This is a genomic window from Haloparvum alkalitolerans (assembly GCF_050122995.1).
Classification (GTDB): domain Archaea; phylum Halobacteriota; class Halobacteria; order Halobacteriales; family Haloferacaceae; genus Haloparvum; species Haloparvum alkalitolerans.
Window position 1 is genome coordinate 252,600 of record NZ_JBNLIA010000004.1, and the last position, 15,503, is coordinate 268,102.

Below are 15,503 nucleotides of genomic sequence, written 5' to 3' on the forward strand. Positions count from 1 at the left end.
TTCTTCGACACGTCGCCTCGCCGGCTGTCCCACACTTGGCGCGCGTGACCCCGACGCGCGCGAGGGAAACCCGGCCGTGGCCGGAGCACCGCGGAGGCCGCGGCCGGCTGAGGCTGGGGAGGCGTGAGGCTACGCTTGACTCGACAGCCGGAACAGAGACCCACCGAGCAACTGCTCGCAACGACCTGTTCCGCAAACCACGTCCTGGTGGACTGAAAGGACGAGGCCGGTCGAAGGCTGTCTGGCTGGTACCGATAAGCGAAGCAGCACGCTTGATCACGCAAAACCCGACGTCGACCGAGCGGTCAAACTCCGGTGCTCGGCCACCCACCTCTCACCGTTCTCTATCGCCGCCGACGCCGGGGATCGCGACCAGGTCCTCGACGCGGGCCATCAGCTCGGAGGCCGTCAACACCAGACAGAGGTACGCGAGGCCGGTCACCGCGAAGATCATCGGGTAGCGGAACGTGTCCGAGGCGATCTCGAACGCCCGGTAGTAGAGCTCGGGGACGGTGATGAACGCCGCCAGCGAGGAGTACTTGATCAGGTAGACGAACTCGTTGGTCCAGGAGGGGATCGCGTAGCGGAGCCCCTGCGGGAGCACCACGTAGTAGATCGTCTCGGCCTTCGAAAGCCCGATGGCGCGGCCGGCCGTCAGCTGCCCCTCCTCGACGCTCTCGATGGCGCCGCGGATGTACTCCGCCTGGTAGGCGGCGCCGTTGAGCACGAACCCGAGGATCGCGACCCAGACGACGTTGCGCGCGAACACGCCCGAGAGCGCGTCCGGGACGTACTGTCCCATGTCCAGCCCGAAGTGGAGCACGAACAGCTGCGCCAGGAGCGGCGTCCCGCGCAGCAGTTCGGTGTACGCGAGCGAGACGTACGCCGTGACGCGGCCGTAGACGCGCGCGACCGCCAGCGGGACGGCGATGAAGAAGCCGACCGCGAGGCTGACGACCGTGATCACGACCGTGAGCCACAGCCCGCGGGCGACCTCCGGCGAGATGCTCGTCACGAACGCCAGGTCGCCGGCGTACGCCGACAGCAGGGGGACCACAGCGAGCGCGCTCTCGACGGTTCCGGGGGCGACGAACGGCTCCCCGACGGGAACCACGGGACCGCCCAGCCAGCGGTTCACCCAAGTCGCGAGGAGCCAGCCCCAGAAGACGACGCCGGCCGCGACGAAGAGGACGCGGCCCGCGGAGGGGACCCCCTCTCCCGGTTCGCTCACGTCCGCGGGGCGGGTGGTGTCGGCCATCAGTCGTGGCTCGCGATGCGGTCGAGGAAGCGGGCGGTCCGCTCCATCTCGGGGTTCTCGAACAGCTGTTCGGGCGGACCGCGCTCCACGACGCGGCCGTTATCGAGGAAGACGATCTCGTCGGCGACCGCGCGCGCGAAGCTCATCTCGTGGGTCACCACGAGCATCGTCATCCCGTCCGCGACCAGGTCGTGCATCACCTCCAGCACCTCCCCGATGAGCTCGGGGTCGAGCGCGCTCGTGGGCTCGTCGAACAGCATCAGCTTCGGCTCCATCGCCAGCGCGCGGGCGATGCCGACGCGCTGCTTCTGTCCCCCGGACAGCTCCGCGGGGTAGGAGTCCGTCTGGTCGGCGAGGCCGACGCGCTCGAGTTGGGCGTGCGCGCGCTCCTCCGCCTCCGCTTCGGAGAGGTCGAGCACGCGGCGGGGCCCGAGCGCGACGTTGTCGAGCGCGGTGAGGTGCGCGAACAGGTTGAAGTCCTGGAACACCATCCCGACCTCCCGCCGCAGTTCGTCGACGTCCACGTCGGGCGCGGTCACCTCCTCGCCGTCGAGGAAGATGGCGCCCTCCTGCGCCTCCGCGAGGCGGTTGACGCAGCGCAGCATCGTCGACTTACCGGACCCGGAGGGGCCGATCAGGACGGTCACGTCGCCGCGGGCCATCTCGAAGGAGACGCCGTCGAGCACCTGCTCGTCGCCGTACCACTTCGAGACGTCCGCGACGCGGAGGTAGTCGTCGCCGGCGTCGGCATCGCCGACCTTCGCGTCGGTCGCGTCGGCCGCGTCGGCCCCGGACGCGTCGGCGTCAGCGTCGCTCACGCCGACTCACCTCCGGGGATCGCGTAGTAGTCGCCGAGGTAGTCGAGCGCGCGGTTCGTCGTGAACGTGAGGACGAAGTAGATGGCACTGATGAAGATGATGACCTCGAGCACCGCGGTCGTCCGCTCGACGAACAGGTCGTAGCTGCGCGTCAACAGCTCGGCCAGCCCGATGGCGAAGACGATGCTCGTGTCCTTCAGGACGATGGTGAACTCGTTCTGGAACCCGGGCACGGAGCGGCGAAGCGCCTGCGGCACGGCGACGTGGCGGATCGCCTCGAACTGCGACATGCCGACCGCGCGCGCCGCCTCCAGCTGGCCGTCGTCGACGCTGCCGAGCGTCGCGCGGAAGATCTGCGACTGGTAGGCGGCGCTGCGGAGCCCGAGTCCGAGGATCCCCGACATCACCGCGCCCGAGAGCGTCACGACGCCGAGGTCGATCGACGGCACTCCCAGCACGAAGTACATGAACACGAGGATCACCACGATCGGCGTCCCGCGCAGGACGACGCCGACGCTCTCGACGAGCCGCTTCGGGAGCCCCTCCCCGTACGTCTCGACCGCGCCCGCCGGGAAGCCGACGAGGAAGCCGAGCAGGATCGACGCGACCGTCAGCCCGACCGTCATCAGCGCGCCGACGAGGAGGTAGTCGGCGTTTCTGAGGACGAACGCCCAGTCCTCGAGTTCGCCGATCTGCAGCGGCGGCGCCGCGGCGCCGTCCACGAGCGCCGTGAGCGCCGCCGCGACGGTCCCGGCGGACGCGGGGCTGTCGGCCGCGACGAGCGCGAGCGTCGACGTGGCGCTCATCGCCTACTCCTGACCGAACCAGCGGTTGGTGATCTCCTCGTAGGTGCCGTCCTCGCGGACGGTCGCGAGCCCGCTGTTGAGCGCCTCGCGCACGTCGTCGTCGTCCTGCCGGACGCCGAACCCGAACTGCTCGCCTGTCTCCTCGATGAAGGCGATCGTCACGTCGCGCTGGGACTCGAACGTCTCGGCGACGGGAAGGTCGATGACGACCGCGTCGATGTTGCCGTTCTCGAGGTCCTCGACCGCGAACACGTAGTTGTCGTACGAGGAGTAGTCGTCCTCGGAGATGATCCCCGGATCGATGAGGTTCGACTGCACCTGGTCGGCGCCGGTCGTCCCGGACTGCGCGCCGACGGTGCGGCCCTCGAAGTCCTCCCAGCCGGAGGGCTGGAAGTCGCCGTCCTCGACGACCAGGACGGACTGGTCGGACTCCCAGTAGGGGTCCGAAAAGGAGATCGTCTCCTGGCGGTCCTCGGTGATCGTCATCGCGGCCGCGATCACGTCGATCCGCTCGTTCGTCAGCGCGGGGATGAGCGAGTCGAACTCGAACTCCTCCCACGAGCCCAGCTCGTAGTCGGTCTCCCCGACGACGGCCTCGATGAGGTCCACGTCGAACCCGACGAGCTCGCCGTCCTGCTTCATCTCGAACGGGGCGAACCCGGGGGCGGTCCCCGGCGTGATCGTTCCGGCGGAACCCCCGCCGATACAGCCGGCGGTGGCGGTCAGTCCGGTCGCGGCCGACGCGCCGGTGATCTGCAGGTACGTCCGGCGGCTCATGTCCGTCTGCGTGCGGCGTGACATACTGTTCACGTTGGCGAGCACCGGTTTCAAGGTTTCCTCCCGGACGCGTCCGGCAATCGTCGCCGACACCGCCCCACCGTCCGCGGTCTTGTGAACAGCTGGCGTCTCGAGAGCGTATAGACCACAAGGATTAACAACATTTGCCGAAGATGTTAATACATGACCGTCGTCAGCGTCTCGATGCCGGAGGAACTGCTGGAGCGGCTGGACGGGTTCGCGGAGGACCACGGCTACACCGGCCGCAGCGAAGTGGTCCGCGAGGCCTCCCGCAACCTGCTCGGGGAGTTCGAGGACGCGAAGCTGGAGGACCGCGAGCTGATGGCCGTCGTCACGGTGCTTTTCGACTACGAGACGACGAGCGTGGAGGAGCGGATGATGCACCTCCGCCACGAACACGAGTCGCTCGTGGCGGCCAACTTCCACAGCCACGTCGGCACGCACTACTGCATGGAGCTGTTCGTGCTGGAGGGCCGGCTCGAGGACATCTCCTCGTTCGTCGGCCGGATCCGCGCGACGAAGGACACCCTCTCGGTCGACTACAGCGTGATGCCCGTCGACGAGTTCGGACCGGTCGGCGCGGAGTGATCACCGAGCGTCGGGAGTGAGACGGCCACGTGACGCCGTCCCGTCACTCCACGACCGACGCCGTGTCCTCCGTCGTCTCGCCGGCCGCGGGCGCGACGAACCGGTAGGAGGCGACCACGCAGCCCACCGCCAGCGCGGTCCCGGCGATCACGTCCACGAGCCAGTGGATCCCGAGGTACATCGTCGCGATCACCACGGAGAGCGCCAGCGGCGTGGCGATCGCCGCCCACCCCGGGTACTCGCGGCGCGTCAGCAGCGCGAACAGCGCGACCGTGACCGCCAGCGAGGTGTGCAGCGACGGGAAGACGTTCGTGTTCTCGTTGATCTCGCTCGTGAGCGCCAGCACGTCCGGGTTGAACGTGAACAGCAGCGGCTGCACCATGTCGGGCATGATGTTGCGCGGCCCGTGAGCGTAGACGACGGTGTAACAGACCAGCCCGATGGCGTAGTTGAGCGCGTACGCCGTCATCAGCCGCTTGAGCGTGGTCGACTCGTCGAGGACGCCGTAGGCGACGAACGGAAACACGAGCAGGAACACGTAGCCGTAGACGTACACCCACGAGAAGTAGAGGGTGCGAAGCGGCGTCGCGAACGTCGCCTGCAGCCACGCGACGAACTCCCCCTCGAACGCGAAGATGGCGCCGGTGAGGTAGAGGCCGTAGAGCTGCGAGACGACCTGGAGGCGTTCGCGGGCGACCGCGCTGACGAGGAGTACCGCCACCAGAAGGAGGATCTGCGGCCTGACCTCTCGGATCCGGGGAAGTGCGTCGTGCCGGAGCCGGTAGAGCCGGCCCGGCCCGATGGTCGCGACGCCGACGATCAGACACAGCGACACGGTCGAGATGGCGAGGTAGGCCACGACCGACAGCAGCACCGCGGAGCGTTCGATCACGGCTCCCTCACGAGCAGCGCGCCCTCGTCGCCGTAGCGGTACCCCGCCTCGCGGAACGCCTCCCGGGCCGCCTCCACGTCGAGAGCGCCGTCCGTCCCGAAGAAGGGGGTCTCCGGGTCGCGTCCGTCGAACCGGAGGTCGTCGGCGAGCCACTCGTCGGCGTTCGCGAGCGGCGAGGCGGCGGGCTGTGCGTACCCCTGAAACGCCTCGTCGACGACGTGGGCCTTGTCGATCAGGCCGGCGACCGCGCGGCGGAAGCGGGGGTTCGACAGCGGCTCGCTGCGGACGTTGAACCCGACGTGGTAGAACGCGGCCGACTGCCGGCTCACCAGCGTCGCGTCAGGCTCGCGTCCGATCCGCGGCACCGCCTCCGGGCCGAGGTTCGAGACGGTGGCGTCGGCGCGGCGGTCGGCGACGTGTTCGACCGCCGCGATGTCGGACGGAACGAGGTTCAACAGCAGTTCGTCGAACGCCGGCTTCCCCCGCAGGTCCGCCGGAACGCCGTCGGGATCGCGGTCGAGGAAGTGGTCGTCGCTGCGCGCGAAGACGACACGCTCGCCGGGCGACGCTTCGACGAACCGGAGCGGACCGCTCCCGACCGGGTCGGGGTTGTCCCACACGAGCGCGTCGGTCGTCTGCTCGTCGACTTCGATCCCCGCGATGGCGGCGACGTTCGTCCGCTCGCTCCAGACGTGCTCCGGCAGGATCGGGACCGTCAGCGCCCGCAGGCCGACCCGGGGGTTGGCGTCCGCGAACGTCACGTCGACGGTCCGGTCGTCGACGGCATCGGTCGTCCTGACGAGCGTCGACCGACCGCGGAAGCGCGGCGCGGGGATCGGCGCCTCCGCGTTCCCCATCGAGGTGTCCGAGAGGAACGCGTAGGTGAAGGCGACGTCCGCGGCGGTAACCGGCTCGCCGTCGTGCCAGGTCGCTTCCCGGAGCGAGACCCGCACGGTTTCCTCGTCGAGCCACGACACGTCCCGCGCAAGCCACGGGATCCGCTCGTCCCCGCGCGTCCGGATCAGGGAGTCGTACAGCAGTTCGGTGAACGTGCCGTGCCGGCGGTACTCCGCAGCGATCGGGTTCCTGTTCTCCGCCACGCGGGGATCGGTCGTCACGAGCCGGAGCGTCGCGTCCGCCGCGGCCCCGCCGTCCGCGGTCGCCTCCGCGGTCGTCTCCGTGGGCCGATCCGACCCGTCGCCCCCGGTCGCGTCACCGTCGTCCGTCCCGTCCGCCCCTTCGTCGTCCCCCGACAGCGAGAGGGAGAGAAGCCGCATCGGCTTCGCGACCCGCCCGCCGCGTCGCCAGCCCTCGAAGCGCCCTCGCTGGACCGCGGTGAGGGCGTCCGGGAACGCGACCGTCACGAACGGCTGTTGACGGGCGATCTCGCGCTGCAGATCGTCGACGACGGCCGGCCTGTCGTCGGACGCCGCGCCGCGCTGTTCCTCGAGGAGGTCGTCGATGGTGAGGTCGGTGACGCCGAAGGGGTTCTGCCACCCCGGTTCCGGGTTGAACTCGGAGTGACAGAAGGGATAGAGCGCGTCCGGGTCGATCCGCTGCTGTGCGGGGAACTGTCCGACGTAAATGTCGAAGTCCTGGTTTATGAGGACACGACGGTAGAGGTCCGCCTCCGCCATCGTGTTCACGCGGGTGTCGATGCCGACCGCGCGCAGGTGCTCCTCGAGGTGGCGGGCGACGCGGATCCCGTGCGGGTCCGCGTCCGCGGGCGTCGTGTACACATCGAGGGTCATCTGCGTGCTCCCGTCACGCCCGGCGATGTTGCGCACGCGGCCGAGACAGCCGGCGCTCGCGGTGCCGAGTCCGGCGAGCGAGCCGGCGATCACCGCCCGACGGGTCGTGGCGGGGGAGGGCGTCATTCTCCCCGTAACTCCGCCGCGGTCGTATAACAGTCCTGCGGTCCAAACGGGGCTACAGCTCCTGTGCGACCGCCACGAACCCCTCGTGGTCCAGCTCCAGGTCCTCGCCGAGCTCGGACTCCAACCGGTCGATCCGGTTCTGCAGCCTCGCGTACCCCTCGTGGTCGCGTAGCTCGGCGTCGGACTTGTTCGCCTCCAGGGTCGCCCGGCGCTCGACGAGCGAGCAGTACGCACGGAGCTTCGCGCTGTAGTTCTCGCGCTCGATCAGCGTCTCGACGGCGCCGCGGAGCTCCTCCCGCGTCGTCGGCTTGGTGAGGTACGCGTCGAACGGCATCTCGACCACGTCGAAGTCGGGATCCAGCGCGGTCAACATCACGACGGCCGGGTCCACCTCCCGCTCCCGAATCCGGTCGAGAACCTCGCCGCCGGAGAGGCCGGGCATCATGCGGTCGAGCAGGACCACGTCGACGTCGTCGCCGAGCGTCTCCAGTGCGGTCTCCCCGTCCGGGGCGGTCCGCACCTCGAACCCGTCACGGAGCCAGAGGCGGTACGTCTCGAGCACCTCCGTATCGTCGTCGACCGCCAGCACGACGGGGTCGCGTGTGGAACTCATGTTCCTCATCGAACATCATCGGGACCCCATCCTCAAAAAGGAGGTGGCCGTTCGCCGACTCCCGCGCGGTCGTGCGCGCGGCGCGCCGACCACGAACGCCTTTTCGGGCGTCGACCCCCTTGATCGAACGTGAGCGAGACCACCCTCGAAGTCTACTCCGACTACGTCTGTCCGTTCTGTTACCTCGGTCGCGTCGCGCTCGACCGCTACCAGGAGGAGCGCGAGGAGCCGCTCGAGCTGGAGTGGCACCCCTTCGACCTCCGCGGGCGCGAGCGCGGCCCCGACGGCGAGATCGACGCGGCCGCCGACGACGGGAAGGACGAGGAGTATTACGAACAGGCGCGCCAGAACGTCCGGAAGCTCCAGGACCGCTACGACGCCGAGATGGCCCAGGAGCTCCGCAAGGACGTGGACTCGTGGAACACCCAGCAGGCGTCGCTGTACGTCCGCGAGACCCATCCCGAGTCCTGGCGGGCGTTCGACGAGGCGCTGCTGGACGCCCTCTGGAAGGACGGTCGCGACATCGGTGACCCCGACGTGATCGTCGACGTGGCCGCGGACGTCGGCCTCGACCCCGAGGAGATCCGCGAGGCGGTCGCCGACGAGGAGTGGCACGACCGGCTGGCGGCGGCCTTCGAGGAGTCGAAGCGCGCCGGCGTCACCGGCGTCCCGACGTGGGTCTACGACGAGTACGCCGCGAGCGGCGCCGTCCCGCCGGAGCATCTGGAGCGGCTGGTCGAGGGCGCCTGACGCGCCCCGGGCGCTTCGAGAACGGGCTCAGACCCCGACGGCCGCCGCGTACTGGATCCCGAACAGCGTCGCGTTGTAGAGCCCGTGCGCGAGCGACGGCACGGCGAGGTTCCCGCTGCGTTCGTAAAGGTACCCCAGCAGACAGCCGAGCAGCGTCGCGACGACGCCGTACAGCAGCGCCTCGACCGTGCCCCCCTGCACCGACGGGAAGTGGATCAGGCCGAAGACGGTGCCGGCGATGAGGATCGCCGGCCACGCGGCGAACGCCCGCCGGAGCAGCCCCTGCACGACGCCCCGGAACAGCAGCTCCTCGGCCGGGCCGACGACGAGCACCGAGACGACCACCATGTAGAGGAAGTAGGTCGGGTCCTCGCGGCCGGGCAGCATCGCCCGGTTCTCTCCCGTCGACAGGCCGAGAACCTGGAGCGCGTACAGCAGCGCGAACTGGAGGACAAGCAGCACGACGACCCCGCCGCCGATCAACAGCGCGTCCCGCCGGTCGAGCGCGCGGACCCTGATCAGCCCCGGCTCGTCGGCGAGCGCGAGGAAGCCGGCGACGCCGATCCCGAACCCGAGGAACTGCAGGACCGTCTGGGCGATCGTGTGCAGGGACGTCTCCGGCGTCAGGAGGCCGAGGCCGACGAGCGCGTCGGTTCCCCAGCCGGTCACCGCGACCGCGGCGAAGAACGCCCCCAGCACGACGAGGACGGCCTGCCCGAGCCGGAACGCGGCCGCGGCGGGGTCGGTGACGAGTTCCTCCGACTCCGGACCCCCGACTCGCGCGTCGGTCGCGGCGTCGCTCGACGCCGTCCCGGGGGCCGCGTCGGGGCCTTCGTCCGCCTGCGTCATTGCCCCTCGGTTGGGCGAGGCGGCGTATAGGCGCTCCGGAACTACTCCCCGACCAGCAGTTCCCGCTTCTCGGCGACCGCGTCGGCCTCCGGGAAGTCGCCGCCGCCGAGCAGGCCGCGGGCCGCTTTCTTCCCCCACTCGACCGCGGGCTGGGTGAACGTCTCCACGCTCGCCAGTTCGCCGTAGAGCACGCAGGCCGCCTCCATCCCGTACAGCAGTTCGCCCAGCGAGCGCTCGTCGACGCGGTCGATCTCGACGCGGACGTTGGGCACGTCCGCGGCCGCGAGGCTCGCCTCCGTCGCCTCGAACTCGGCGTCCAGCAGCTCCCCGAGCGAGGCCCCGCCGAGGTACGAGAGCCCCTCGAGGTCCGTCTCGGGGATGGCGCGGTCCGAGCGATCGCGCGGCCGGACCATCGTCACGAGCTTGTCCGGCGGGCCGGCGCGGTAGAGCTGGAGCTGGGAGTGCTGGTCCGTCGCGCCGAGCGCGCGGGCCGGCGTCTGGCCGACTCCGTCCTTGCCGAGGCTCTCGGCCCACAGCTGGGCGAACCACTCGGCGAACGTCTCCAGCGACTCGGCGTAGGGCATCACCGCGTTCGTCGCCGCGCCGCGCTCCGCGAGCGCGTACGTCGCCGCGCCGTAGGCGTATCCCGGCGTCTCGAACAGCGACCCCGACAGCCCGCCCATCGCGTCGCGGCCGCCGGCCAGTACCGCCTCGATGTCGTGGCCCTGTAGCGCGGCGCAGGCGAGTCCCACCGTCGAGAGCGCGGAGAACCGACCGGGAACGCCCGCGGGCACGTCCAGCGCCGGGAGGTCGTGTCTCTCGGCCAGGCGGCGGAGGTTCCCCTCCGGCCCGGTGGTGACGAACGTGCGCTCGGTCCAGTCGACGCCCGCGTCGGCCATCGCCTCGCGCACGACGAGGAAGTTCGCCAGCGTCTCCGCGGTCGTGCCGGAGTTGGAGACGACGTTGACGACGGCGTCCTCGAGCGGGAGGTCGGCCAGCAGCCCGTCGACGTGCTCCGGGTCGACGTTGTCGAGGAAGTAGGCGTCCGTCGGCGAGTCGAGCGCGTTCGAGAGGGTCGCCGCCCCGAGCGCGCTCCCGCCGATGCCGACGTTGATCACGGCCGCGGGACGGCCGAACGGCTCGACTGCGGCACGGATCGCGTCCGGGTCCGCGGTCTCCGGGAGCGCGAGGCTCGCGTAGCCGAACTCGCGGTCCGCGCGGCCGGCCGCGATCCGCTCGTGGGCGTCGGCCACGCGGTCGTCGAGTCGGTCGAGCGTCCCCTCCGAGAGCCCGGGCGTCGTGCCGAGGGCGTTGCCGAGGTCTACTTGCATGCCTCAACCGGCGGCCGAGCGCGACTTATCGGTTGCTGTCGCGGGGCCGGGGTCCGGATCGCCGGCAGCGGGTGCGGCGCCCTCAGAGCACGCCCGCTTCCTCGCCGATGCGCCGGGCGTGGCGGGTCGCGCGCTCGCGGACCGCGGCCGCGTCGATGCCGACGTGCTCGCCGTCCGCGTAGCGGACCTCGCCGTCGACCATCGTGAACGTCACGTCGTCGCCGTGGGCGGCGTACACGAGGTGGGAGAGCGGGTCGTGAAGCGGCGTCGCACGCGTCAGGTCCGTGGTGAGGCCGATCAGGTCGGCGCGGTACCCCTCGCGGAGCGCGCCGATGCGCTCGAAGCCGGCCGCGCGGGCGCCCGCCTCGGTCGCCATCCGGAGGACGGTCGAAGCCGGAAGCCGGGTCGGCTCCCGCGCGTCGACCTTCCCGAGCAGGCTCGCCTGCCGCATCTCGGTGAATGGGTCGAGCGTGTTGTTACAGGGCGGGCCGTCGTTGCCGAGCGCGACCGTGATCCCGCGGTCGAGGTAGTCCTGCACCGGCGCGATCCCCGAGGCGAGTTTCATGTTCGAGGAGGGACAGTGCGTGACGACTGTGTCCGTGTCCGCGAGCACCTCGCGCTCGGCCTCGTCGGTGTGGACGCAGTGGGCGAGCGTCACGTCCGGCCCGGTCAGGCCGACCTCGTCGAGCCACAGGACGTTGCGCATCCCGGTGTCGCGCTCGACGACCGCGATCTCGTCCTCGTTCTCGCTGGCGTGGGTGTGGATCGTGACGCCGTCGTGCCGGTCCGCGATCTCCCGGCAGCCGCGGAGGCACTCCTCGGTGCAGGAGACCGCGAACCGCGGCGTCATCGCGTAGCGCACGCGCCCGTCGGCCGCGCCGTGGTACTCCCGGATCAGCGCCTCGCTCTCCGCGAGCGCCGCCTCGGCGTCCTGTTCGAGCCCCTCCGGCGAGTCGTGGTCCATCAGGACCTTCCCGAGCCGACCGCGGATCCCGGTCTCGACGGCGGCCTCGAACGCCTCCTCGGCGTGGTGGACCGAGAGGTGGTCGAGGACGGTCGTGGTGCCGGACTCCAGACACTCCAGGTAGCCCAGCTCCGCGGCCGCCCGCGTCGCGTCGGCGTCCATCGCCGCCTCCATCGGCAGGACCGCCTCGAACAGCCAGTCGAGCAGGGCGGTGTCGTCGGCGATGCCGCGCCCGAGCGACTGCACCGAGTGGACGTGCCCGCCCACCAGTCCCGGCGCGACGATGTCGGCCTCGCGCCGCTCGTGGTCCGGATACGTCTCGGCGAGGTCCGCCCGCTCCCCGACGGCGGCGATCCGCGATCCCTCCGTCACGACCGCGCCGTCCTCGATGACCGTGTCCGCGTCCGCGACCACGGTGCCTGCGATCAACATGTCCGTCCGTTCGAGACCGCGGGGCTACAAGAGGGTGTCCGTTCGCGGTCGCCGCGGTCCGAAACCGGACCTCCGTTCGCGGCCGCCGCTCAGAGACCGAGCGACTCCAGCAGGTCGAACCCCACGTCCAGCCGCATGACGAGCTTGTAGCCCAGGTAGATCCCGACGATCCCCATGATACCGGGCAGCTCCGGCGGGGCCGGGATCGGCACGCGGAGGAAGGCGAACAGGAACCCCACGGCCAGCCCCGTGAGCGTCGCGAGAACCGTCAGCGTCGCTGTGGAAGCCATTTCCCGCCCATCGCCCGCCCGCGGACAAAAGGGCTCCGCGTTCGGTCGGCTCCGTGTGAAAACCGCGAGACGATCGACCGCACGCGACCCGCGATGGGCAGGGTTTTCCGCCCGGCCCGCCTCCCGTCGCTCATGGCACGAGAGGTTTCCAACCCCGACAACCCACAGGTCACGCTGTCGACGAACTACGGCGACATCACGGTCGAGCTGTTCCAGGACCGCGCGCCGCGTACGGTCGAGAACTTCCTCGGCCTCGCGCGTCACGACCCCGCCGCGGACGCCGAGCCCGCGGTCGACACGAACACCTGGGAGGACCCCGAGACGGGCGAGGTCCGCGGCGACTCGCTGTACGAGGGCATCGTCTTCCACCGCGTCATCGACGACTTCATGATCCAGGGCGGCGACCCCGAGGAGACCGGTCGCGGCGGCCCCGGCTACCAGTTCGACGACGAGTTCCACGACGACCTCACCCACGACGGCCCGGGGATCCTCTCGATGGCGAACTCCGGCCCGAACACCAACGGCTCGCAGTTCTTCATCACGCTGGACGCGACGCCGCACCTCGACGGCAAGCACGCCGTCTTCGGGCAGGTCATCGACGGAATGGACGTCGTCGAGGAGATCGGCTCGCTCCCGACCGACCGCCGCGACAAGCCGCAGCGCGACGTCGAGATCGAGTCCGTCGCGGTCGACGAGTAGGGCGCCGAAGCAGCCGTTTCTCTCTCCGTCACGTCGCCGATCAGGGCCCCGACCGTCTCCCCACCCACAAGGCCCTTTATCGACCCGACGAACGCCGGCGTATGCCCTCCAGACGGCGCGTGCTCGCAGCAGCCGCGGTCGGCGTCGCCTCCCTCGCCGGCTGCGCGGACATCGACGGACGCTCGGACCGGACGGACCGGCCGACCGCGACGCCGACCCGTACGCGGACCGCGGAGGACGCGAGGACCGCCGCGGAGCCGTCGGCCGAAGGGGGGACCGACGAGAGCGGAGGGAGCGACGACGCCGCGCCGTGGCACGAGGCGGCAAACGAACCCGACTACGACAAACGCCTCCGGCTGGACAACCGGGACGACGAGACACACGAGGTCCGCGTCGTCGTGAGACCGCCCGACGGGGAAGCCTCCGGGGACGAGCCCCTGTTCGACGAGTCCGTCGCGGTGCCCCCGGAGGCGACGACGGTCGCGTACGCGTTCGAGACGCTCGCCGACCGGTACGACGGTGTCCGGGAGTTTCCGGTACGGGCCGAGCTCGGCGACGCGGCCGCGACGCTGACCGTCGTGACCAGCGAGTGCCACGGGCACTTCGAGGTGGTCGTCAACGAGAACGCCGGGACGCTCGATGCGACGTACGCGGCCTGTTGAGCACCGGAACCGCTCCGCCGGCTGACGCGGGTTGCGGACGGGCGAGCGCGTCGCGTGACCGAATCGAACAGGTTTAACACCGCACGCCGGGAACGCCGAGGCGAATGGGTGTGGGTACCCTCCTCCCGGCTGCGACGCTCGACGCCCTCCGGACGATAGCCGCGCTCGACGGTCTCGCAGGCGCTGTGGCGCTCGAGTCCCTTCTGTCGGCCGCGGCGTTCGAGACGATCTGGTCGACGATCGTCTCGGTGTCACAGAGCGCCGTCGAGTCGGCAACCGGCTGGGGCGGGCTCGGGGTCATCTTCGTCTACTCCTTCCTGATCGCTTTCGCGCTGCCCGGCCCCAGCGAGGTGGTGCTGGCGGCGCCGCTGGACCTCGGGATCCCCTACTGGGCGGTGCTGGGGCTGATAATGCTCGTGAGCGCGACCGGCAAGGCGCTCGGGAGCCTGTTCGCGTTCCACCTCGGCCAGGAGGCCAAGCGCGCGGGCCCGGTGATCCGGTGGCTGGAGCGGTCGCGGTTCGACGTGGTGGAGTGGTCACAGAAGCGCACGGTGACGGTCGCGCGCCGGTACGGCTACGCCGGACTGGCGCTCGCGCTGTGCGTCCCCTTCTTCCCCGACACGATCTCCATCTACGCGTTCGCGGTGCTGGAGCGCGACTATCGGAAGTTCGCGGTCGCGACGTTCTTCGGGAGCCTCGGTCGCCTCGTGGTCACCATCCTGCTCGTCGGCGGCGCGCTCGCGGTGTTCTAAGGCGCGACCGAGGATCGCGCGACCGTCTCGATGGGGCGGACCGCGCTACGCGACGCTCGTCTTCACGATGGTCACCGGCCTGCTCGACCCGCGAGCGACGCGCTCCGTGACGGAGCCGAGCATCCGGCGGTAGTCGCCGGAGCGCTCCTTCGACCCCATCACCGTCAGGCCGATGTCCTCGTCGTCGATGTAGCGGAGGATCTCCTCGTGCGGGTCGCCGTGAACGACCTCGGTGACGACCTCGTCGACGCCGGCCGACGCCGCGCGCTCGGCGATGTCGCCGACGGCCTCCAGCCCGGTGTCCTCCAGCGTCTGTTCGACGCCCTCGAACTCGTGGACGAACTCGTCGCCGGAGTAGGCGTTCACCACGTCGCTGTCCACGACGTACAGCACGTGGAGCGTCGCGTCGTAGCGCTCGGCGGTCTCGATGGCGTGCTCGGTCGCGCGCTCGACGCCCTCGCTTCCGTCGGTCGGCAGGAGGATGCTGTCGTACATCGTTCCTCGACTCATCCGGTAGCCGCATAAATGACGCGGCGGACGCCCCGGCCGCATCGCTCCCGTCGCGGCGGCCCCGCGGTCCGGAACCGGTCGCCTCGTACGTCGGTATAAGGGTTGTCGACAAGGCTTATACCCACCCGTGGTAGACACTCACATGCACAGCATGTTCGAACGCTTCTCAAGCGGCTACTACCTCGGCAAGTTGTACGTGGAACCGCACGACGGCGACCGCGCGGTCATCCGCCGTGCGGACCACGAGCGCGTCAACGAACAGCTCTACGCCACCGGCGAGGGCGTGGAGCGCCTCGACGCGCCGCTCGTGATGAAGCTCGACCGGAGCCACATCCCGGTCGCGGGCGACGACGACGTGCCGACCGGGACGCTCGCGGTCCCACAGGAGCTTGCCGACGACGACCTCCCGGCCGCGCGAAGCGTCCTGCTCGCGGACGCCGACCGCGCAGCCGACATCCTCCGCTGGGAGGGGTACGAGCCCGCGACCAACGCCTGACCGCCGCGTTCAGCCTCGCGGCCGCCTCGCTACCGCGCCGAGCGTGCTACGTCACACCATGCCTTGCGAAATTCGAAATCTTCCTGCGAGATTCGCACTCTTTCGCCGACCTTATTAC

Annotated in this window: 18 protein-coding genes; 6 read left to right on the top strand and 12 right to left on the bottom strand. The window is 70.4% G+C overall.

Annotated features, from left to right (window positions below; all coding sequences use genetic code 11):
- Positions 1 to 334 precede the first annotated feature (334 nt).
- The 4 genes from ACQE3L_RS06935 to ACQE3L_RS06950 all read right to left on the bottom strand — a co-directional run bounded on the left by ACQE3L_RS06935 (position 335) and on the right by ACQE3L_RS06950 (position 3,683).
- A complete protein-coding gene (locus ACQE3L_RS06935) occupies positions 335 to 1,258 on the bottom strand; it encodes an amino acid ABC transporter permease (RefSeq protein ID WP_426963039.1) in 924 nt (307 codons plus the stop codon).
- Positions 1,258 to 1,944: an amino acid ABC transporter ATP-binding protein gene (locus ACQE3L_RS06940; RefSeq protein WP_426963108.1), complete on the bottom strand. Its 687-nt coding sequence runs from the start codon at positions 1,942 to 1,944 to the stop codon at positions 1,258 to 1,260. Before ACQE3L_RS06940 ends, ACQE3L_RS06935 begins: the two co-directional genes overlap by 1 nt.
- A gap of 128 nt (positions 1,945 to 2,072) precedes the next feature.
- Positions 2,073 to 2,882, bottom strand: coding sequence for an amino acid ABC transporter permease (locus ACQE3L_RS06945; RefSeq protein ID WP_426963041.1), 810 nt, complete (start codon positions 2,880 to 2,882; stop codon positions 2,073 to 2,075).
- A 3-nt stretch (positions 2,883 to 2,885) separates the two neighbouring features.
- Positions 2,886 to 3,683 (bottom strand): basic amino acid ABC transporter substrate-binding protein, encoded by a 798-nt coding sequence (locus ACQE3L_RS06950; RefSeq protein ID WP_426963042.1) that lies wholly within the window; start codon positions 3,681 to 3,683, stop codon positions 2,886 to 2,888.
- A 159-nt stretch (positions 3,684 to 3,842) separates the two neighbouring features.
- Between ACQE3L_RS06950 and ACQE3L_RS06955 the strand changes: the two genes are divergently transcribed.
- The gene (locus ACQE3L_RS06955; protein ID WP_426963043.1) at positions 3,843 to 4,268 is read left to right on the top strand and encodes a CopG family ribbon-helix-helix protein; all 426 of its coding nucleotides are present in this window, start codon (positions 3,843 to 3,845) and stop codon (positions 4,266 to 4,268) included.
- A 43-nt stretch (positions 4,269 to 4,311) separates the two neighbouring features.
- On the opposite strand, the gene ACQE3L_RS06960 is transcribed toward ACQE3L_RS06955, so the two are convergent.
- The 3 genes from ACQE3L_RS06960 to ACQE3L_RS06970 are packed head-to-tail and all read right to left on the bottom strand — an operon-like array spanning position 4,312 to position 7,650.
- Positions 4,312 to 5,160: a phosphatase PAP2 family protein gene (locus tag ACQE3L_RS06960; protein ID WP_426963045.1), complete on the bottom strand. Its 849-nt coding sequence runs from the start codon at positions 5,158 to 5,160 to the stop codon at positions 4,312 to 4,314.
- Positions 5,157 to 7,037, bottom strand: a complete 1,881-nt coding sequence (locus ACQE3L_RS06965; protein WP_426963046.1) for an ABC transporter substrate-binding protein — start codon at positions 7,035 to 7,037, stop codon at positions 5,157 to 5,159. Before ACQE3L_RS06965 ends, ACQE3L_RS06960 begins: the two co-directional genes overlap by 4 nt.
- Before the next feature lie 52 nt (positions 7,038 to 7,089).
- Positions 7,090 to 7,650, bottom strand: coding sequence for a response regulator (locus ACQE3L_RS06970; RefSeq protein WP_426963047.1), 561 nt, complete (start codon positions 7,648 to 7,650; stop codon positions 7,090 to 7,092).
- A gap of 129 nt (positions 7,651 to 7,779) precedes the next feature.
- Between ACQE3L_RS06970 and ACQE3L_RS06975 the strand changes: the two genes are divergently transcribed.
- Positions 7,780 to 8,400, top strand: coding sequence for a DsbA family oxidoreductase (locus tag ACQE3L_RS06975; RefSeq protein ID WP_426963048.1), 621 nt, complete (start codon positions 7,780 to 7,782; stop codon positions 8,398 to 8,400).
- Between the two features lie 27 nt (positions 8,401 to 8,427).
- Here the strand turns inward: ACQE3L_RS06975 and ACQE3L_RS06980 are convergent, their stop codons facing one another.
- The 4 genes from ACQE3L_RS06980 to ACQE3L_RS06995 all read right to left on the bottom strand — a co-directional run bounded on the left by ACQE3L_RS06980 (position 8,428) and on the right by ACQE3L_RS06995 (position 12,266).
- Positions 8,428 to 9,249: a CPBP family intramembrane glutamic endopeptidase gene (locus ACQE3L_RS06980; protein ID WP_426963049.1), complete on the bottom strand. Its 822-nt coding sequence runs from the start codon at positions 9,247 to 9,249 to the stop codon at positions 8,428 to 8,430.
- Between the two features lie 41 nt (positions 9,250 to 9,290).
- Positions 9,291 to 10,580 carry a glucose-6-phosphate isomerase gene (locus ACQE3L_RS06985; protein WP_426963050.1) on the bottom strand — a complete coding sequence of 430 codons (1,290 nt, stop codon included), beginning with the start codon at positions 10,578 to 10,580 and terminating at the stop codon, positions 9,291 to 9,293.
- 82 nt (positions 10,581 to 10,662) lie between these two features.
- A complete protein-coding gene (locus tag ACQE3L_RS06990; protein WP_426963051.1) occupies positions 10,663 to 11,976 on the bottom strand; it encodes a 5'-deoxyadenosine deaminase in 1,314 nt (437 codons plus the stop codon).
- An 89-nt stretch (positions 11,977 to 12,065) separates the two neighbouring features.
- A complete protein-coding gene (locus ACQE3L_RS06995) occupies positions 12,066 to 12,266 on the bottom strand; it encodes a XapX domain-containing protein (protein WP_426963052.1) in 201 nt (66 codons plus the stop codon).
- Between the two features lie 132 nt (positions 12,267 to 12,398).
- On the opposite strand from ACQE3L_RS06995, the gene ACQE3L_RS07000 reads away from it, so the two are divergent.
- The 3 genes from ACQE3L_RS07000 (at position 12,399) to ACQE3L_RS07010 (ending at position 14,379) form a co-directional block, all read left to right on the top strand.
- Positions 12,399 to 12,965, top strand: coding sequence for a peptidylprolyl isomerase (locus ACQE3L_RS07000; protein WP_426963053.1), 567 nt, complete (start codon positions 12,399 to 12,401; stop codon positions 12,963 to 12,965).
- Positions 12,966 to 13,066: 101 nt separating this feature from the next.
- Positions 13,067 to 13,627: a hypothetical protein gene (locus ACQE3L_RS07005; RefSeq protein WP_426963054.1), complete on the top strand. Its 561-nt coding sequence runs from the start codon at positions 13,067 to 13,069 to the stop codon at positions 13,625 to 13,627.
- A gap of 104 nt (positions 13,628 to 13,731) precedes the next feature.
- Positions 13,732 to 14,379 carry a YqaA family protein gene (locus tag ACQE3L_RS07010; protein ID WP_426963055.1) on the top strand — a complete coding sequence of 216 codons (648 nt, stop codon included), beginning with the start codon at positions 13,732 to 13,734 and terminating at the stop codon, positions 14,377 to 14,379.
- A 45-nt stretch (positions 14,380 to 14,424) separates the two neighbouring features.
- Here ACQE3L_RS07010 and ACQE3L_RS07015 read toward each other — a convergent pair whose 3' ends face one another.
- A complete protein-coding gene (locus tag ACQE3L_RS07015; RefSeq protein ID WP_426963056.1) occupies positions 14,425 to 14,874 on the bottom strand; it encodes a universal stress protein in 450 nt (149 codons plus the stop codon).
- Positions 14,875 to 15,040: 166 nt separating this feature from the next.
- Here ACQE3L_RS07015 and ACQE3L_RS07020 point away from each other — a divergent pair, with 166 nt between their 5' ends.
- On the top strand, positions 15,041 to 15,385 hold the full coding sequence (locus ACQE3L_RS07020) for a DUF5802 family protein (protein WP_426963109.1): 345 nt from the start codon (positions 15,041 to 15,043) through the stop codon (positions 15,383 to 15,385).
- The last annotated feature ends 118 nt before the right edge of the window (positions 15,386 to 15,503 follow it).

What these genes read in the sequence shown, in the direction of transcription:
- ACQE3L_RS06950 (WP_426963042.1), bottom strand. Translation starts at nt 3,683, where the DNA reads ATGTCACGCCGCACGCAGACGGACATGAGCCGCCGGACGTACCTGCAG.
- ACQE3L_RS06970 (WP_426963047.1), bottom strand. Translation starts at nt 7,650, where the DNA reads ATGAGTTCCACACGCGACCCCGTCGTGCTGGCGGTCGACGACGATACG.
- ACQE3L_RS07020 (WP_426963109.1), top strand. Translation starts at nt 15,041, where the DNA reads ATGTTCGAACGCTTCTCAAGCGGCTACTACCTCGGCAAGTTGTACGTG.
- ACQE3L_RS07015 (WP_426963056.1), bottom strand. Translation starts at nt 14,874, where the DNA reads ATGTACGACAGCATCCTCCTGCCGACCGACGGAAGCGAGGGCGTCGAG.
- ACQE3L_RS06945 (WP_426963041.1), bottom strand. Translation starts at nt 2,882, where the DNA reads ATGAGCGCCACGTCGACGCTCGCGCTCGTCGCGGCCGACAGCCCCGCG.
- ACQE3L_RS06935 (WP_426963039.1), bottom strand. Translation starts at nt 1,258, where the DNA reads ATGGCCGACACCACCCGCCCCGCGGACGTGAGCGAACCGGGAGAGGGG.
- ACQE3L_RS06980 (WP_426963049.1), bottom strand. Translation starts at nt 9,249, where the DNA reads ATGACGCAGGCGGACGAAGGCCCCGACGCGGCCCCCGGGACGGCGTCG.
- ACQE3L_RS06955 (WP_426963043.1), top strand. Translation starts at nt 3,843, where the DNA reads ATGACCGTCGTCAGCGTCTCGATGCCGGAGGAACTGCTGGAGCGGCTG.
- ACQE3L_RS06985 (WP_426963050.1), bottom strand. Translation starts at nt 10,580, where the DNA reads ATGCAAGTAGACCTCGGCAACGCCCTCGGCACGACGCCCGGGCTCTCG.
- ACQE3L_RS06995 (WP_426963052.1), bottom strand. Translation starts at nt 12,266, where the DNA reads ATGGCTTCCACAGCGACGCTGACGGTTCTCGCGACGCTCACGGGGCTG.
- ACQE3L_RS07000 (WP_426963053.1), top strand. Translation starts at nt 12,399, where the DNA reads ATGGCACGAGAGGTTTCCAACCCCGACAACCCACAGGTCACGCTGTCG.
- ACQE3L_RS06965 (WP_426963046.1), bottom strand. Translation starts at nt 7,037, where the DNA reads ATGACGCCCTCCCCCGCCACGACCCGTCGGGCGGTGATCGCCGGCTCG.
- ACQE3L_RS06990 (WP_426963051.1), bottom strand. Translation starts at nt 11,976, where the DNA reads ATGTTGATCGCAGGCACCGTGGTCGCGGACGCGGACACGGTCATCGAG.
- ACQE3L_RS07010 (WP_426963055.1), top strand. Translation starts at nt 13,732, where the DNA reads ATGGGTGTGGGTACCCTCCTCCCGGCTGCGACGCTCGACGCCCTCCGG.
- ACQE3L_RS07005 (WP_426963054.1), top strand. Translation starts at nt 13,067, where the DNA reads ATGCCCTCCAGACGGCGCGTGCTCGCAGCAGCCGCGGTCGGCGTCGCC.